Origin of the sequence: Fibrobacter sp. UWB5, assembly GCF_002210295.1 — a bacterium.
GTDB lineage: Bacteria > Fibrobacterota > Fibrobacteria > Fibrobacterales > Fibrobacteraceae > Fibrobacter.
Map to the genome: position 1 here is coordinate 35,933 of NZ_MWQH01000004.1, position 18,408 is coordinate 54,340.

Consider the following 18,408-nt stretch of genomic DNA (forward strand, 5'->3'; position numbering starts at 1 on the left):
AATACCCTCAGATTTGCTCCGGGGGTAGGGTAAAAGAAATTTCCAGTTGTCCGCGGACTACGGCGGGCACCTGCGGTGCAAAAAAAAACGTCCCGGCTTCCGCCGGGACGTATCGTTTAGTTAGGAAACTACCGTTCTACTCTTACCTGCACCGCATTCTGCATCGTGCGACCATTGAACTTGACACGGACCATGTAGACGCCCTCGGGGAGAGCCCTGATTTCTCGGGACAAGTCAGACGCTCCTGCCGGAACATTTCTTGCAAGGCGCGCCACCTGGAGGCCAGTCATGTCAAAGAAATCCACCTGGGCATACCCCGATTCGCGGGCAATCAGCGTACAATCTGCAAGATTCAGGTGTATTCCGGCAGCAATGCGAATGTTACCTGCAAAGTCGTCTTCTGCGGTGTAATCGCCACGGGTAAGCCCCGTCGTTCCCGAAGAGTCTCCCGCGACTTCAGCGCTCAAGGTGTCTATCGCCGAGAGTTGCGTCGAATCCTCGAAAAGCACCACGCCTTCGACATCAAAACCGATCTGATCGATGTTCGGTGCACCCGCCTCTTCCAGCGATTTCAGATAAAGTACATTCAACCCCTTCTGGAGCGAAACACCCACCGAGACGCTATCCCAGGTATCCCAATCGGCAGTGGGCTTGAACGTCAGCGAACCGACCAGGTCTTCATTCATCTTCACCATAATGCGACGCGTATCCGTTTTGCCGTGGGCGTAGCGCAGCACCATCGTTGCATTCTTGTATTCCTTCGGCGAAACCAGGTGGTAAATGCCGTAGCTATCGAGACTATTTTCGAAATCGTAGAATCCCGTGCCGCGGAAATTCTCGTGGTTGTCGGCAAAGGCTCCCTTTGCATCGGTCGGTACCGCCGCCTCGATATCGCTCCGAACCATAAGAGGAGCAGGTCCCGATTCCACGACACTCAGGATGGTGAATTTTCCGTTGCGAGTCGCTTCGCCAAAGTCAGCATTCCCGCCTTTCGTCGTAATCGTATAGGTAAACTCGCCCTCGACAACGGGAGTCCCGCTAAAATAGAGCGATGATGTCGTCGCATTCCACACGGCCGTCACGCCTGCCGGGAGCCCGTCAACATTCGCCCCGTCCGCATGCTGGATCGCGAAGGTGAACGGGACAATCGAATCACCCTTCACAATCACCTGGCTCGAACTACCTGCGCCCTGCTTGACAATCGCGGCCGCCTTCGGCGTGTTGTCGCCTATCAGCACGATGTCCGGCTTCGGGAACTTGCCCTTGTTGCCATACAGCCAAAAGCCCAGATGCGGCGGCTGGTTGTAGGCGGTATTCTGCCAGCTCATGCCATTGCGATAAACCGGGTCGTGCGCAAGCGTGTACATGCGATGTTCGGTAGGCGCGGTCGTTGTGTAAATGTAAAGCTTGGAGGCTCCATCGTGCAAGATGACTTCCTCGCGCCAGTCGCCCAGAATGTCACCGCTGAAATTCGGTGTCGCCTTGGTGGTATTGCAGCTGTTGCCCTGCATCTGGAAAAGTGTATTGCTCTGTTGCTTTGCATGGTCCCACTTGCTGATGGTCGTATTGTCCAAAAGTTCGTCAAGCAGGTCACCATCCCAGTAGATACGGAAGTTGTAGGCGGGACGCTTGTCGGCCTTCCAGATTTTTCCCTTAGCCGTATAGGTGTTCCAGTTTGCAGCAGACCAGAGTTCATGTCCACGGCTGTTGGAATCGACGTCGCCCGCGACACCGCGCCCGTTATCGCCCGAACTGGTTTCGTAGAAAAGCACCTTGCCAGTACGTGCATCGTGCAAGTTGTAGCCGTAGGGCTTTTCCTCGTGGACCTGCCAAACCTCGAGGCCGTCGTTATCGGGGTCCAAATCGCCAAAGTGGATTGCATCACCGTGACCGTAACCTACACGGTACATGAACTTGCCATCGTGATCGATAGCGCAGTTACCCTGCATGATTTCATCAAATCCGTCGCCATCCACGTCACCCGACGAAAGGTTATGGTTTCCCTGCCCGTAGCATTCCTTGCCGCTCGTCGCCGAATTGTGGTACCAGCGCTGCGTCAGCGATTTTCCGTCCCAGTCGTAGGCCGTGAGCGCCATGCGCGTGTAATAGCCGCGCTGGAAAACCATGCTCGGTTTCTTGCCATCGAGATAGGCATTTGTCGCAAGGAAGCGGTCGACGCGGTTCCCGTAGCTGTCGCCCCAGTTCTTTACCGTACCGCGCCCTGGATTATAGGCGACGGTCGCCATTTCAAGTCCCGTTTCGCCGTTGAAAACCGTGAGGTATTCGTCACCGGTCAGAATGTATCCACTCGAATTGCGGTAATCGCTAGTATGTGCCGCATTGGCCGCTGCGCCCTTGCTCAGGTACTTTCCGCTGGCATCCTTCGTTCCCGGCGCAGTCTTTACGGCAAGTTCCGCCTTGCCGTCGCCATCGTAGTCACCCACGAGCATCTGCGTGTAGTGCGCCCCCGCACGGATGTTTACGCCTAGGTCGATGCGCCAAAGTTTTTTGCCGCTCATCTTGTAGCAGTCAATGATGACGTTGCCCGTCTTTCCCTTCTGGGAATTGTCCTTGGAATTGCTCGGATCCCACTTGAGAACCAACTCGAACTCGCCATCACCATCCACATCGCCCACGGCAATATCGTTGGGACTGTAGGTGTAGTCGCTACCGCCTGCAGGCCTGTCCAGGTTCACTGTCAAGAACTGCTCGCCCCACACGGGTACGGCATCGTCAGATGCAAGTTCCTTGCCGTTTATGACAGCCTTTACGGAATACCTGTTCGAGGTTGTCCCTTTCGCGTCGGTATAGTTGCTCGCCTGTGTCCCGCTGAGGCTCGCGATTTTCTCGCCATCGCGGTACAGGTTAAAGCCCGTCTCGGAGCCCTCGGTCCCAAGGACGCGCCAGCTGAGGAATATGCCCCCGCCGGTCTTAACCGCCACAAGCCCGCGGTTCAGCCATTCCATCTGGCGAGCCGCCTGCGACATGCACACTCCAAGTGCGAGCGAAAGCCCAAACATCCACAACTTTTTCATCATCCAATCCTTTTTTGGAATTACAGGCCCCCGCACCACCGGGAACCTGCACCTATAATATATCTCCGGCACTCCAAATAGTACCTTCACCACCACACTTCCGGTTGTCCATAGACAACGGCGGGAAATAATTTTCCATAATCTTTATAAAAAAAACGCCCCGACATTCGTCGGGACGCCTTGTTTGGTATTGAAAACTACTTTGCGAATGTCGGTTGAATTGCCTTGCGATTACCTGCACGCAACGCATTCACCGAGCGACCGTTCACGTAGAACAGGCGTCCCGGCTGCTGCATGTTCGGCCTGCGTTGCGGAAGCGGGCGCACAAACGTCGTCGAATCACCCGCAGAAATTTCCATAGAATCCGCAGTCGTATCGACCGGCGCAACCGACGTATCGACCGGAACGACAATCGGCGTTACAGCAGTATCCTTCGGTGTGGTATCGACCGGCGCTATAACAGGCGCCACATAGCCGTATTCGTACGCCCCCAAGTCCGGAGCCTTGCCCTCGTACTTGAGCCCCACATTTACGCCCTTGTCAATCATCTGGCTGTTCTTCGCAAGTTTCAGGAAGTCGATATCCGGAAGGCTACCGTCAGCCTGGCGCGGGCCGAAAGCACCACCGAGAGGCCCGAGTTCCTTGCCTGTCACGGTCATGCTCGGATCAGACACGCTCACGAAATCCGATTCCTTCGGGGTAATGTTCAGGTTCCAGGTATTGTATTCGCCCGCCGCATATTCACCGCCAATGTAGGCCGTCTTGTTTGGGAAGGCGATGTTGTTCTTCATCACGTGAGCCTTGCTCCCCTTGAGCACGACGCCGTCGGTGCGGTTGTCATTTGCATCCCAGGTACTCGCCCACATGTTGAACGCAGTACCGTTCATGTAGGCCGTATTGTTGAACCAGTCGTTACCGCCGCTGCTGTGGTTTGCGTAAAAACCCGACGCCTTGTTTTTCCAGGCGACGCAATTGCGGATGGTGTGGCGCACCCCCGTCTTGCTGCTCCCCGCCTTGAAGCCGTTGCCGTTGCCATCCTTCGGCTTGCCGGTACCGTAGTTGCTGTAGCCATGGCCCATCGCCCAGCTGTTTTCGATGACTACCGGAAATTCCTGGCTAATAAAATCCCAGCCATCGTCGCTGTTCCACCAAGCACGGCACCCGATGAACTTTGTCGTATCGCCACTAGTCTGATAATGCACGCCGAAGCCGTCGGCATTCTGTCCGTCTCCCTGGCGCCCGTTGGGGTCGTAGTTGTCGTGGCTGTCGCAATTCAAGAACAGGTGGCCGCCCGCACTCCCCGTGCCGCGTTCGTTCACGAAGAATCCCGAACCGCCGTTATGGTGGCTATCCATCAGTTCCAAGAAGATATGCTTGCTGCGTGAAATGTATACGCCCACATTCGATTCGCCCTTCATGGGAACGTTCTTGACTTCGAGCCCCTTCAGGTGCAGATACTGCGCCTGGATAAGGATACCCGAAGTGTACCTGATGTTGTTCGAACCGTCGGCAATCGGCATCTTGCTGAAGTCGATAATCGGCTTTTCGCCCGGGTACGCGAGGTAATGAATGCGCTTGTTGTCGCTTGAGCCGCTCTTGGTCAAGTGAATGCCCGCGAACATGTTGTCGTTTTTCACATAGTTCGTGTCCGTATGCAAGTAGGTTCCACCGCGAATCCAGACGGTATCGCCCGCGTTCACCACGGAATTCGCCTTGTTGAGGGTCGCGAAGGGGCTATCCTTCGTTCCCTTGTTCGTATTCTTTCCGTCGGGGGCCACGTAGTAGACCGCGCCGAAAGTTTCCGCTGCAGCCAAGGCAATCACGGCCGCACACAACACGCGCTTCATTTTCATAAACACCTCATCCCGTTACTTTGAATATATCTTAATTTTTGACGCATGGTTCTTCAAGGCACCCGCAGAACGCCCGTTCACCAGGAAGTTCCGGCCACCGTTACGGAGCGTATTGCTACGCACGGGAATCCTCTGGAGTACCGTCGTGCCGCTGTCGCCCACCACCGAGTCGCCGGGATTGACGGGGATTACCGCATTCTTATTCACGAACTCGATACGGTCGATATTCGGGCCGCCATCCTTCGTGAGCGAGGCGATAGTGATGGTGCTTGCACCCGCAGGCAACTTGAGCGTCACCACGCTAGAATCCCACGATTCCCAGGCACCCGTCGATTCGAAGTCCACCGATTCCACCTGCACCTTGCCATTCACCGCAACACTTACCGGGCGATTTGCCGTAGAGCCGTTCGCGAATACAATTTTCACGTTCTTGTCGCCCTCGCCTGCAGTAACCACAGAAAGCGTCACCGAGGAACCCACCTCGTTATCAAGGTTCGCATAGCCCTTGCCCGAAAAGCCCTCGTGCGTCGACTCGAGAACCGTCTTGTTGAACACGCCGTTTTCCGCTTCGTACTTGAGCGAATCCTTGCCCACGAACTTGAAGGTCGCGCCCAGGTTCACATCCTTGCCGAGACTTGCCACCGTGTATTCCTTGCCGTTACCCGTATTGTCGCCGGTCCACGCCACAAATTCCCAGCCCTCCTGCGGAACGGCCGTAAAGGTCACCTTGCTCCCTTCCGCAATTTCACTACCCTCGATGCTCTGCGCAATCGAGCCGCCGTAAGCGACAGTCGTCTTCACGTTGTACTTCTTTACGGCCTTGCCGACCTGCACCCAGTCCGGGAGCGTCGCGTTGTATTTTTTCGCAATATTGCGCAATTCCCTAAGGCGCGCGTTCGCCGTATATTTCTGGCCGTCGCGATCAAACATCGGCTTGTTGCTGTAGCGGGTCGGTTCCCACACGAAGGTTCCCCAGCCCAAGTCTCCGAATTCATAGAACACCGAGTTCACGAGGGCCGTACGTTCGCCCGTATATTCGCAGCTCAGCACCGCCTTCTTATTCTTGACCACGAGCCCGAACATATCGCGCCAATCCTGCCCGTTGTTCGTGGTGCCGTAGGTGGAACCGCAAATGGCATCGTAGTCGATATTCGCGTGAATCTTGCTGTACCAATCCGCGAAGCCCTTCTCGGGGCGCGGCTGGCCATGCTGCATCACAATCTTGATGGAAGGATCCGTCTCGCGCACCGCACGCACGCCCGAATTGATGATATTCGCGAAGTCCGCCGTCTTGCTCAGCGAAACGCCCGCCACCTTCGAGTTGATTTCGTTACCCACCTGCACCATGTCGGGGCGCAGCCCCGCCTTCATGAGCGCATCCATAGTTGTCTTCACGTGGTTATAGGCGAGCTTGCCCATCTCGGCATTGCTCTTGCCCGCCCACGAGGCCGGAACATTCTGGTGGCCGATGGAAGCCCACGTGTCGCTCATGTGGAAATCCAGGAAGAATCCCATGTTGTGCGCCTTGATGCGCTTCGCAAGCGCGATGGTATGCTCCAGGTCGCACCAGCACACGTTGGAATTTGCACCGGAGTAACTCTCCTTAGCGTAGCCGATGCACGAATTCACGAAGGTGCGCACGCGGATAAAGTTGATTCCATGATTCTGCAGGATATCAAAGAGGTCCTGCTGCTTGCCGTTATCGTAGTATTTCGCCCCCAAGGACTCGTCTTCGAGCACCCACGAGACATCGACACCCACGATATACGGGCGCGCAAGCGCCGCAACTGCCACGGCACCCAGAACCAGCGCCGTTTTCCTGATGATTTTTCCCAATCCAAACATCCGTCACTCCTTTGATTTTAGTTAACATTTTGTTGTACTATAAATTGTACTACAATTTTCTATAAATATAACTCTTTTTACTACAAAGCGTACTATATTTTTTGAGAAAATTTAAAATCGCCTTTTTCGAGCGAAAAACGGCGATATTTAACACGAAACAAGAATTTTCTCACCCGTAAACAAGTCCCAGCGCGATGGCGAGTAGGCCGAGCACCGCAATTTGCTTGACGATGGCGAAATTTTCACGGTCGAACACGCTTTACCTCAGCTCGATTTTCTGAATGCGGCCGCCGAGCCTTACCACGTATGCGCCGGGAGCAAGACTCTTCACCGCGACTTGCGCAGCGTGCCCGCGGGCAACTACCACGCCGTGCAGATTCATCAGGGCGTAATCCGCGGCCTGCGAGAATCGCAATCCATCCACGCGAGAAAAGCCGACAACCCGCGCATCGAATTTCTGGGGCGCTGCAACTAACGACGTGGTTTCTGCGGAACAGCTCGACACACCCTCGCTGGAAGAACTTTCGGCAACATCGGAACTGGAAGAACTATATGCAGATTCGTCGCCCATATATTCAAATTTGAACGACTGGTTCTGCGTCCCTGTCTGTTTCCACACGACAAGCGGCATTCCCGCCTCCGTAGAGATGTTCAGGACATCGCCCAGGTATTCACTTGCGGTATCCGCATACAGGCGGTAACCATCATCCACGTTAAAGTTCTCGATGACGATGCGGTTTTCGCTTTCGACGGTCCTTGCGGTATCAAGCAGGTTTCCCTTTCCGAACGAAAGGTACTTTCCCGTCTCGATATTCCTGAGCGTGTAGGTGTAACCGTCGATTCTTTTGAGCGCCCACAACTGCGATTCACTTTCTTCGGAATCCATCTGGATTACCGCGGAAGCTGCATCTTCGAGACTCAGGCCGCTGTGCCGCGCCTTGATGCGGTAAACGCCATCCTTGATCGGCGCGTGGTCTACCTTCTTTACGCCTGCGTCGGTCATGGTGATGTTCGCGATGGTCGAGTCGTTTTCGTAGTAGGCATAGTCCACGCACAGTGCACGGCGGAAACTGCCGCCAATCGCGCCCGTATGGTATATGTAATACCACTGGTTATGGAATTCGACGAACGCCTGGTGGCTCGTATTGGAATTCTTGTTGTAGCCGACAATGACCTTGGAATTGGATACGGGCCCCGTCGGGCTTTTCATCGTCGCCTGACCAATGCGTTCTTCCCAGCCGTAGGCATACGTCAAAAAGTAGTAGCCGTTCCTTTTATGAACGTACGGAGCCTCGGTAAAACTGGGCGGTGTCACGTTGAACATGTTGCCTTGCAGTTCGACCATGTTTTCCTTGAGCCTGTAGCCCATCACGGCGCCGTTGCCCCAATAAATATAAGCCTGTCCGTCGTCATCGATAAAGACGGTCGGGTCGATATCGTAATTCACGCCGCTATTCGCCGGAGTCATGTCGCTGGTAATGAGCGCCTTGCCGATGGCATCCTTGTACGGGCCGGCCGGATGGTCCGCAACCGCGACGCCAACCGCAAAGTCCCTACCGTCGTGCACGGTCACATACCAGTAGAACTTGCCGTTACGTTCGATAGTCTGGCTCGCCCAGGCGCTGCCACGCGCCCACTTGAACGACTTGATAGAAAGCACGGCCCCGCGATCCACCCAGGTATCCATATCTCCCGAAGAGAATATGTGCCAGTCGTTCATTATGTAGCCTTCGTGACCGGCGGGCGCCTCGTCATGTCCCGTGAAGATATACATGGTATCGTTGTGAACGAGCCCCGCGGGGTCTGCCGTGAACATTTTTGTGACAATGGGATTGCTCGCCGCAAACGCACCAACGGCTAGCGACAAGCCGACACCCACAAAGCCGCCCCGTAGGGCGTTTCCCAATCCATACATCCAAACACTCCTGTTTTTAGAATAAGTTAATTCCGCTAGAACATCACCCGATACGGAATCCGCCTGTCAAAACTGCGGCCCTTGAGGTCACGGTAACCCTTGCGAGCAGGCACCTGCATTCCCTGGCGAGCTGCGCGCGGAGCAATCGCGGTAGTTTCACTGCTGGAACTGCTCAACGCAACTTCGCTGCTCGAAGAATTTTCGGCGACAACAGAGCTGGAAGACTCCTTGATGCTAGAGGACGATTCCGGTTCAACAGCCGGCGGGGTCGCCTTCGCGAGTTTCACCTTCTGGTTGTCGGCACCGGTACGCACCCAGGTAATCACAGGCATGCCTGCGTCCTTCGAGACATTCAGCACATCGCCCACAAAGTCGCTGTCGTAATCGCCATACAGGTAGTAGCCCTTCGCGGCAGAGGCATTCTCGATGCGGATTTCGCAGGCAGTCGCCGATGTCTTGACGGTATCAAGCAGCGTCTTGGGCGGGCAATAGTAGCGGCCGGTGCCGTAATTCTTGAGCATGTAATGGCGGGCATTTTTCGCGCTACGTTCTACGATCCAGAACTGGTTTGCATCCTTTTCGCTTTCGGGGCGTTGCACCACGATTCCGTTTTCTTCGACCAGCGACAGGGCGCTGTGCGAAACAGTCAGGCGGTACGTGCCGTTTTCTACAAGCGCATTATTTACCTTGTCTACACCCGTGGTGGTGCGCTTGATTTTCTGGATATTCGCATTCTCGTCATAGTACAGGTAGTCGATATTCACGGAGCGGCGATAGGTCCAGCCACCCGGAGCATTCGCGCCGTGATACATGAAATACCAGTGCCCGAGATACTTAAAAATCGCCTGGTGGTTCGTCTCGGAATTGTCGAGTTTGTCGTTCAGCACGCCCTTCTGCGTCCACGGGCCATTTAGGCTCGTGGCCATGGAGTAGTTTGTCGTAGAAGGGTAGCCCGAGGCGTAACTGAAGTAGTAGTTGCCACGGTACTTGTGCATCCAGGGAGCTTCGAAGAAATCCTTAATCTTGATGTCTTCGGGCGTACTCGCGAGCTCAATCATGTTTTCCTTGAGCTTCACGCGACGCCCCGCATTCCACGAGCCCCAATACATCCAGATATCGTTCCCGTCGTAGAAAATCGCGGGGTCGATATTCAGCGCGACATCGTTCGTGGTGTTGTCGGTCACGAGCGCTTTGCCAATAGCATCTTTCCACGGGCCCGAGGGGTGATCGGCCACCGCGACACCAATCGCAAAACCTTCGTCTTGTTTGATGGTCGCATGATGCACCGCCACGTACCAGTAGAACTTGCCGTTACGGTATTCGCAATGGCCCGCGAAGGCGTTGCCGCTTGCCCACTTGAAGGTCCGCCACGAAAGTACCGCACCGTAGTCATGGTAGTTTTCCATGTCGTCGGTCACCAGCACGTGCCAGTCGTTCATCAAGAAGAACTTGTTGTTGTTCCCCTGAGCGCCCTGCTCGTCGTGGCCCGCAAAAATGAACAGGCTATCGTTGTGCACGAGCGCCGCGGCGTCGGCAGAGTAGAATTGAGTCGTAAGGGGGTTCGCCGCGAAACAGGCCGCAGCCAACAAAGAAAAAATTGCACCTAGTTTTTTCATATCAAGCCCCTAGAACATCACCCGATACGGAATCTGCTTGTCAAAACTACGGCCCTTGAGGTCGCGGTAGCCCTTGCGTGCAGGGGTCTGCACATCGTTGCGGATTACGCGCGGAGCAATCGCGGTCGTTCCGCTGCTGGAACTTTCCGGAGCAATCTCGCTGGAACTAGATGCAGGCGGAACCATGCTAGAACTAGATGCCGGCGGATTCACGCTAGAACTAGATACCGCCGGTTCAGCAATTTTTCCGAAGCGGATGTTGCCCACCAGCACTTCGCCGCTCATGCCGCTACCCGTGAGATAGAAGTCCTTGATGCCCGAAAGCTTCTTGGTGGCAGAGCAGTTCACTTCGGTCCAGGCGCCGCTTGCGCAGCTCGAAGGAACCGTGCACTTGGAAAGTTCCGTACCCGAGGCAGAACCCTCGCGAATGCTGAGCGTTCCGCCGCTGCACTGCTGCAGTTCGACCTTGACTTCGGTGCTCTTGATAGAATCCGTCACCACATTTTCGAAGATGGCGTAGCCGCCGTTCTTGACGGCAAGCTTGTCATCGTTCGTGAGGCGCACCTTGATGCCGTTATCGAATCCATTGCCCGGAATGGTATCGCGAATCACGCGCAAGAAGTCGATGCGGTCCAGTTCCGCAAAATTCTGGTCGGGCTCCACCTCGATAAAGTTGCCACCGCGCTTGAGCGTCGCCGGAATCATCGCGACAGAATTCTCGGGGAAGCTGCCCCAGGCAGCCGTCTTCGGGAGCTTTACCGTCTGCGCTTTGCCATTCACCGTTACTTTATGTGTAGCATCATTATCGCCGCCGTTCGCATAGCGGTAACGCATAATGTAGTCGCCCGCCTGCATAATGTTCATCGGCAAGCGAATCTTGGAACCTTTCGTATTGATGTAGCCCACGTATTCGCCGTTCGAGGCTTCCTTCGTGTAATTGAAGGTCAGGTCATCCGTCGCACCGCGTGTCATAATGCCGTGTTCCGCCTCGGCACTCAGGTAGCGCCCGAGGAAGGGTTGCCCCATTTCGGGCCAGTTGTCGTCGGTAAACACCAGGTCGCGAATATGGATGTGGTTGTACTTGTCGCCGGTCAGGTCGTAGTAATGATGCACAAAACGGATGCGGTTCAGGTCCTTGAAGGCTTCGCCGCCGCCCGGGCCCACATAACGGCTGTAACGCTGCATCAGGATGGTTCCGCCGCCCTTGTTGAGTTCCTTGCCGCTGCGGTCCTTGTAGGTTCCGTTCACCTTGTCGGCGCGGCCCATGGCCGTCTTGTAGGTGGTCTGTTCGATTTCGTTACCTTGTTTGCAACATACGTCCCAGGCCGTGAACAAGAAATACTGCCCGCCGTGCTCGATGAGGCTCGGGCCTTCGATACCCGTACCGCCGCGCGTCGCAATCTGGTAGTTCGTCTTGTCATCGCTCGCCTGCTTGCCCGTCTTGGGGTCCAGCTTGATCAAGCGGATACCGCCCGCATTCCACGAACCGTACGTCATCCAGTACTGGCCATCGGGAGTCACCACCACGTCGGCATCAATCGCGTTGTAGTTGTTGCTATTCGTAGTACGCGTCACTTCGCCCTGGTCCGTCCAACCCTTCGCCGGATTCGAGAAATCTAGGTTCGCGTTCGTCGCAACACCGATGGCAGACGTGCGCTGGCCAAAAACGGAGCCGCAGTAGAACACGCCGTACTGGTTATTGAAATGGAACAGGTCCGGAGCCCAGATGCCGTCAGTCTTGCCGCCCACGGCGTTCTTGAGCCACTGCGGGCTGTCGTTGAAAATTTGCCCCTTCGCGCTCCACTTGACCATATCCGTCGAGGTCCACATCGCCAAGTTGTTATTCGTGGACATGAGGATGTAGCCGTTTTCGTCCCTGTACATCGAGGGATCGTGGCCCCCTTGACGCACGTCAGTCGCATACCACGACTGGGCGAACACCCCCTGGCCCGCAAAAGCAAGCGTGAAAATTGCCGCGGACACCACTCCGCGAGAATTCAATCCCATCACACCAAACATATTTATTTCCCTTTTTACTATAAGGTTTACTACTTTAAATATACGCTAGTTTTTATTAAAAGTCAATAGTTTTTACGTAATTTCAAACTAAATGATGCAATTTTTACAACATTTTACTTAAAAAAAGTCTACATTTCACAAAACAAGCCCCGAAAGGGGCCTTAAACACCCATTTATTCCTTTATAGCCGAATATTGCAGAGCGTAGAAGAGTCGCATCCAGTTGTTGGACTGTGTGCCGTCAAAGAAGAACACCTCGTCGATACCGCCGCGAAGCCCGCCGTAGCCGATCGAGGGGTTGAATGCAGCCGCAAAGCCCTCGCCCGAATCGAACTGCCTGGATTCCAGCAGCGTTCCGTCAATGAACGTGGTCACGCTATCGCCATGAATCTTGAACGAGTAGTTGTGCCAGGCTCCGTCGAGCACCCCGTTCGCACGACCCACGACCGTATTGTAGACACCCGTACGCGTATCGAGTCTGAGGTTCACCGCACCCGACGCTCCACGCTTCTGCAACGTGAAGCCCACGCTGTCCTTCTTGGCCGAAATAATTTGTGCGTACTCGCTCACCTGCATGGAATCGATATTGAACCAGATGGAAAGCCCCATGTAGTAGCCGTCTTCGGAGAAGGGCTTGAAATCGGGAATGTAGAACCAGTTGTCGGTAGAATCCACCCAGCGGGAATTGCCAAGCACGGACGCAAGCTCGTTGCCGGTAGCGAGCGCCGCCTCGGAAGGTTCGAACGAGTCGAAATGTTCCACATGGCGCGCAAGCGCGAGGTCAATCCGGTCACTGGACTGGCACGATTCTACGATGTCAAGGGAAATCGCGCCATTCCCGTCGAAGGCGACCTGCGGAAGCACACCCCAATAAACAGCGGAATCAGAAGTCTTTGCCGTGGGGACATCCGCAAGTTCGGCACGACTGAGGCGCACCATATTGCCGTCAGCATCCAGCAGGCAGGGATTTTTTACATCCGGGAGCCGAACCGCGAAGGGCATGCTTTCGAACACCTCGTCCGAACTGGCCAAATCCACAAAACCCTCAGGAAGCACGAGCGCGACAGCGCCCTTGAATTCCGCATCCAGCGCGCGGTCGATATTCGTGGAATTTTCCTCGACGTCCCAGGATACCGCCACGGAACGCACGTCACCTTCCAGAGGGTGCACCGAAACGGATTCATAATTGCCCACGGGCAGGCTGTCGAGCGACATCACGCCCGACGCGCACTCGATCAAGGTCGCCACGTGCCTGTAATCCACCGTATCTACATACAAAGTATCGCCTACGGTATCGGCACTCGCCTTGAACACCACGACAGTATCGCCCGCGACAACATCCAGATTTTCGGTAGAAACAAGAATCCGCGCAAGCCCCTTGTTGCCCGTATTCGTCTCAATCAAAATTCCCGCGGAATCCGTAGAAGACGTATTGCTGCAGCCCGCAAAGAAGGCAAGCGCACACACCGCGGCAAAAACGAACGCGAGTCGCCCCGAACCAAAGATATTCTTAAAGCATCCCATAAACACCTTCCTCCCTACGCCTCGCCCGTTCCGGACGGTTTATTGTTTTCGCGGATGTTGCTGAACACGTGCAGGTTCACATGCTCCACGACGGTTGGCGTCTCGTTGTCGGCCATCACGATCTGGCGCACCTGCGCCTTGAATTTTTCGGCGGCCTTCTCGACCTTCGCCTGCGCGGATTTCGACACCGCGAACGTGAACGTAGTCATGTCGCGGGATTCGCTCCCTTCGGATTCCAGCGCCTGCTTCGAAAGTTCCAGACACTGCTTCTGGAACTGGAGCACCATCTGGCTCTTGCTCTGCTGCACCGTGGCAAGGCTATCCTTCGTCGGTTTCCAGAACCCGCGTTCGTCCTTGCGCACGAGCGACATCTTTTTCATAAGCTCAAGGCTTGCCTTCAGGCGCTTCTCGGATACGGGCGGAAAAATCTTCGCCGCGAGTTCCGACACGTCATCACCCACATCCATCACCTCGAGAATCGCATAGACGGTACTGTTGTACCAATTTCCGAAAAACTCGTAGCTGTCCGGATCCACAATCGCCTGCGGGTTCTTGTTCAGGCGCATCATGGCATCGAACGCCGCCTCGCGCACCTGGGCAGTCTTCCCCTGGTCAAAATCGACCATCGCCTCGAAATACCTCGCCTCGTTCCCCTTGAGCCCGATGACGTTTATAAAACGCTCGCGCATGTTGTCGGTCACGCGCTTGCCCTGCACCACGTCGTTGAAATAGCTGCGGGTATTCGGGAGCCCCAGCAAGTTGCAGAACTCGGTACGCGAAAACGAAGGCTCCGCCGCCTGACGGCGTTCCTGGTATTCGGCCAGGAACTTGCGGAACTTGGTAAACTCGAAAATGTTTACGAAGGTATTCATGATATTAAATATACATAAAAATGTAGTACATGGTATAGTAAAAAGCAAAAATTTAATTCATAATCGAACACTTCATAGCAAAAAAAACATACTTTTTCCATTTTTTTCTTGCATTTTTAAAAATTTTATAGTACATTTTGTAGTACAAGTACAAACGCGTGTAAAAGGGATGGTTTTATGGAACAGCAAAAACAATTAGCAGGAATAGACACTGCGATCAAGGCCGCAACGATTCTCTCGGCGGTTGCACTTCTCGGGGCATTCACATTAGTTGACGCCGCCGAAAACTACAAGTTTGACTTCGGCGAGGGCCCGGTTGCCGCGGGCTACACGCAGGTCAAGGCCAACACCAAGTACAGCGACTCGCAGGGCTACGGTTTCGAAAGTGGGACGGTTTCTTCAGTAGATCGCCTGTGGGACGACGACCTCACCACGGATTTCCTGACGGCGAAAGGCGACATGGTTTTCTCGGTGGCGCTCCCGCAAGGCAATTACGAGGTGACATTCATTCTCGGTGACGGCGAAAACGAAAGCGAAACCACCGTATGGGCCGAAAACCGCAAGCTCATGCTCGACCGCATCACCCTCGCCGGCGGCGTGTTCAGCAGGCAGACCGTTTCGCTCAGGCGCATGGAAACAAGAAGCATGGACGGCTCGGTGACCATGAGTATCAAGGATCGCGAAAAGGATTACCGCACCTGGGACAAGAAGCTCACCTTCGTCATCAGCGGCAAGGCGCCCGCCGTCGCAGGAATCGAAATCAAGCGTAACGACAACGTGACCACGCTCTGGCTCTGCGGAAACTCCACCGTGGTCGACCAGATTACGGCTCCGTGGGCGGGCTGGGGCCAGATGGCCCCGGGATTTTTCAAATCCAGCCTTGCCATCGCGAACTACGCCGAATCGGGCCTTACCGCCAGCGGGTTCTACAGCATGAAGCGCCTCGCCAAGATTCTCTCCGAAGTCAAGAAGGGCGATTTTGTGACCGTGCAGTTCGCGCATAACGACCAGAAGAATCAAAACGACGTGAACAACTACGAAGCGACCCTCACCAAGTACGCAAACGAAATCAAAGCGAAGGGCGCCACGCCGCTGTTCGTGACATCCACCGCAAGGCAGAACGAGACCGACCCGAAAACAGCCGTGGGCGGGCTTCCCGAACGCATGCGCGCCCTCGGCAAAAAACTCGGCGTCACCGTACTCGACCTGAACCAGCACAGCATCACGCTCGGCAAGGCGCTCGGAGGCAACAAGGAAAAAATGTACATGTACACCGCGAGCGACAAGACGCACTTCTGCGAATACGGTGCCTACGAACTCGCCCGCGCGAACATCGAAGAAATCAAGGCGAAAGTGCCCGAACTCGCCAAGCACCTGCGCGATGACCACGAGGCTTTCGATTCCAGCAAGCCCGACCCGCTCGATATCCTTACGCAGGCAAAGACGCCCATCACCGATGGTGGCTTGATTCAGGTAGAGCCAGAGTCCAGCAGTTCCGAAAAGCCGGAATCTTCGTCAAGCGCAGAAATCGCCGGGCCACAGTCTTCCAGCGCAGCAGAAGGCATATCTTCCAGTGCGGAAGGAACCGAGGGCACCACCGCCGTCAAATCCTTGACACCGCGCAACGCAATTCGCGGCCATATCGATGGTAACACGCTCCGTCTCGAAAGCATCGACGGCGGCGCGCACAACATCAGCTTCTTCGACATGCAAGGCCACCGCATCGCGGAATTCCGCGCAGTGCAGGGGAGCGAACTCCACGTAACCCTACGGCAAGGCGCCTATCTCGTCAAGGTCGCGCAAGGCAACCGGACTCTCGGGATATTCAAGGCAGTAAGGCGATAACTCTCTCGAAGCAACACACCTCCAAAAAATCCCCGGCCACCTCGGCTGGGGATTTTGGATTGAACCGCACAACCCATTACACAACTTTTTACACGGAAACTCAACGGCACCTTGCCCAAAACCTTCTTTTTCGTGGAGAAATGGCTATATTGCGTAGCGAGGTGTAAAAATGGGACATGTTTGTAGACTGGCGAAAGGTGGGCTGTTTCTGGTTTTACTATCAATCTGCGCCTGCGGAGATTCCGTTTCCGAAGCACCAACCGGTACCGAAGTCGCAGCCACCGAAAGTACCACAAGCATTACGCCCGTCGATTTTCCGAACAGTTCATTTTTTAACAGTTCATCTTCTCTTTGGGCACCGCAAAGTTCTTCATCGTCTCAGGCGCAGCAAGGCTTTTCTTCGCCTCAAATGCAGCCGACATCGTCTTCACTATGGAATTCGCAGACATCGTCTTCTTCCGTCAAAAACATCCCCCTGCCGAACAACGGCATTCCCTACGTGCGAATCATCGCCACCGACAGTATCGACACGGAGTACGTCGCCTGCACTATCGAGATTGCAGGTAACGGTCAATACGAGGACATCACACCGGCAGGTGCAAGAATTCGCCAGCGCGGCAACTCCACAAGGCTCTGGTACGACAAGAAGCCGTACCGCATCAAGCTTGACAACAAGACAAGCTTTCTCGGGCTCCCCGCCAACAAGGACTGGGTGCTGCTCGCCAACTACCGCGACCAGAGCAAGTTCATGAACGCCATCGCGTTCGACATGGCACGCTATATGGGCAGTTTCCCGTTCGTGAACGCGAATCGCTTCGTGGAGGTCGAAATCAACGGGGATTACATGGGCATGTACCAGTTGACCGAACAGATCGAGAGGGCCACAAGCCGCGTAGACATCGACACAAGCGGTCTGCTGCTCAGCCTCGACATGGACGACGGTCCGGAACTTTCTCCCGACGCAGGCAACAACTTCTACAGCAAGGTATACGGGATGCCCGTCGCCGTAAAATACCCGAAAAACATTTCCGCAGAACGGCTCGAAGCCATCGCTGCCGACTTCGCCACCCTGGAACAGGCAATCGTAAGCGCCGATTACGATAACGTGCAGAAACTGATGGACATGGAAAGTTTCATCGACTTCATCCTGCTACAGGAAATCACGCGCAACGTGGAACTGGAAGCACCGCGAAGCATGTACCTCTACCGGGACGATACCGGGAAATACCACATGGGGCCCGTCTGGGATTTTGACGGAGGTTTCGGCTACGGCTGGGACGAGGATACCAAGGAGTACTTCACGAGCCAGAGTTGGATTCTCGGGACAGGCAACCCCTCGAAAAGCCCCTACAACTGCACTGCAGAAAGCAAGAACGACTGGGGAATGTGCAACGGCACAAACATGCGCTTCAACAATTACGACGGCAGGGCGGTTCCAGGTTTCTTCGCTAACATGTTCGCGAACGGCACGTTCCTCGCCGCATACAGGGCGCGCTGGGAATCGCACAAAACTGGAATCCTCGCAGAAGCCTTCGCAAAGCTCGACGCCTACGTTTCGCAGACCGCAATCGCTCTCGAAAACGACGCTACCCGCTGGCCGCCAATCCGCCGGTACGATACCGAAATCCAGACGCTAAAAAAATGGCTCGCCGAGCGAGCCGATAATTACAGCAGCGTGCTGATGCAATACTAGCCCCCTCCATGTAACATTCACCCCAAAAAGATTATATTAAAAATGGTTGTTTCCAAAAAGGGGTGTTTATCGCGCAGATGCTTGACGCGGGCATCTGGAACCAGAAAAACTCTCTGAACATCAGTGTTCCGCACGCTGGCAAGTATATCCTGCGCATCGGCAAGCTGAATCACTCCATTACAGTGAAATAAG

At 54.9% G+C, this 18,408-nt stretch carries 10 protein-coding genes; 2 read left to right on the forward strand and 8 right to left on the reverse strand.

Translation table 11 applies throughout. From position 1 onward, the window contains the following. Nucleotides 1-128 precede the first annotated feature (128 nt). The 8 genes from B7989_RS07495 to B7989_RS07530 form a co-directional block, all read right to left on the reverse strand. On the reverse strand, nt 129-3,035 hold the full coding sequence (locus tag B7989_RS07495; RefSeq protein WP_369829052.1) for a carbohydrate-binding protein: 2,907 nt from the start codon (nt 3,033-3,035) through the stop codon (nt 129-131). Nucleotides 3,036-3,232: 197 nt separating this feature from the next. Continuing rightward, complete coding sequence (locus B7989_RS07500; RefSeq protein ID WP_233144305.1) at nt 3,233-4,888, reverse strand: right-handed parallel beta-helix repeat-containing protein; 1,656 nt, start codon at nt 4,886-4,888, stop codon at nt 3,233-3,235. A 15-nt stretch (nt 4,889-4,903) separates the two neighbouring features. Next, nucleotides 4,904-6,733 carry a glycosyl hydrolase 53 family protein gene (locus B7989_RS07505; RefSeq protein WP_088627920.1) on the reverse strand — a complete coding sequence of 610 codons (1,830 nt, stop codon included), beginning with the start codon at nt 6,731-6,733 and terminating at the stop codon, nt 4,904-4,906. A gap of 259 nt (nt 6,734-6,992) precedes the next feature. Beyond that, the gene (locus tag B7989_RS07510) at nt 6,993-8,648 is read right to left on the reverse strand and encodes a family 43 glycosylhydrolase (protein ID WP_088627921.1); all 1,656 of its coding nucleotides are present in this window, start codon (nt 8,646-8,648) and stop codon (nt 6,993-6,995) included. A 35-nt stretch (nt 8,649-8,683) separates the two neighbouring features. Next, the gene (locus tag B7989_RS07515) at nt 8,684-10,264 is read right to left on the reverse strand and encodes a glycoside hydrolase family 43 protein (RefSeq protein ID WP_088627922.1); all 1,581 of its coding nucleotides are present in this window, start codon (nt 10,262-10,264) and stop codon (nt 8,684-8,686) included. 9 nt (nt 10,265-10,273) lie between these two features. Further along, entirely contained in the window at nt 10,274-12,271 is a 1,998-nt protein-coding gene (locus B7989_RS07520; RefSeq protein WP_233144306.1) for a family 43 glycosylhydrolase, read from the reverse strand. Between the two features lie 185 nt (nt 12,272-12,456). Further along, nucleotides 12,457-13,806 (reverse strand): LamG-like jellyroll fold domain-containing protein, encoded by a 1,350-nt coding sequence (locus B7989_RS07525; RefSeq protein WP_088627923.1) that lies wholly within the window; start codon nt 13,804-13,806, stop codon nt 12,457-12,459. Between the two features lie 14 nt (nt 13,807-13,820). Further along, nucleotides 13,821-14,678: a TIGR02147 family protein gene (locus B7989_RS07530; RefSeq protein ID WP_088627924.1), complete on the reverse strand. Its 858-nt coding sequence runs from the start codon at nt 14,676-14,678 to the stop codon at nt 13,821-13,823. Nucleotides 14,679-14,855: 177 nt separating this feature from the next. On the opposite strand from B7989_RS07530, the gene B7989_RS07535 reads away from it, so the two are divergent. After that, nucleotides 14,856-16,523, forward strand: coding sequence for an SGNH/GDSL hydrolase family protein (locus B7989_RS07535; protein ID WP_088627925.1), 1,668 nt, complete (start codon nt 14,856-14,858; stop codon nt 16,521-16,523). Nucleotides 16,524-16,692: 169 nt separating this feature from the next. Beyond that, a complete protein-coding gene (locus tag B7989_RS07540) occupies nt 16,693-18,216 on the forward strand; it encodes a CotH kinase family protein (protein ID WP_088627926.1) in 1,524 nt (507 codons plus the stop codon). Nucleotides 18,217-18,408: the final 192 nt, after the last annotated feature.

Coding starts and splice junctions, on each gene's coding strand:
- B7989_RS07540 (WP_088627926.1), top strand. CDS start 16,693: ATGGGACATGTTTGTAGACTGGCGAAAGGTGGGCTGTTTCTGGTTTTA.
- B7989_RS07500 (WP_233144305.1), bottom strand. CDS start 4,888: ATGAAAATGAAGCGCGTGTTGTGTGCGGCCGTGATTGCCTTGGCTGCA.
- B7989_RS07505 (WP_088627920.1), bottom strand. CDS start 6,733: ATGTTTGGATTGGGAAAAATCATCAGGAAAACGGCGCTGGTTCTGGGT.
- B7989_RS07510 (WP_088627921.1), bottom strand. CDS start 8,648: ATGTATGGATTGGGAAACGCCCTACGGGGCGGCTTTGTGGGTGTCGGC.
- B7989_RS07525 (WP_088627923.1), bottom strand. CDS start 13,806: ATGGGATGCTTTAAGAATATCTTTGGTTCGGGGCGACTCGCGTTCGTT.
- B7989_RS07530 (WP_088627924.1), bottom strand. CDS start 14,678: ATGAATACCTTCGTAAACATTTTCGAGTTTACCAAGTTCCGCAAGTTC.
- B7989_RS07515 (WP_088627922.1), bottom strand. CDS start 10,264: ATGAAAAAACTAGGTGCAATTTTTTCTTTGTTGGCTGCGGCCTGTTTC.
- B7989_RS07520 (WP_233144306.1), bottom strand. CDS start 12,271: ATGGGATTGAATTCTCGCGGAGTGGTGTCCGCGGCAATTTTCACGCTT.
- B7989_RS07495 (WP_369829052.1), bottom strand. CDS start 3,035: ATGAAAAAGTTGTGGATGTTTGGGCTTTCGCTCGCACTTGGAGTGTGC.
- B7989_RS07535 (WP_088627925.1), top strand. CDS start 14,856: ATGGAACAGCAAAAACAATTAGCAGGAATAGACACTGCGATCAAGGCC.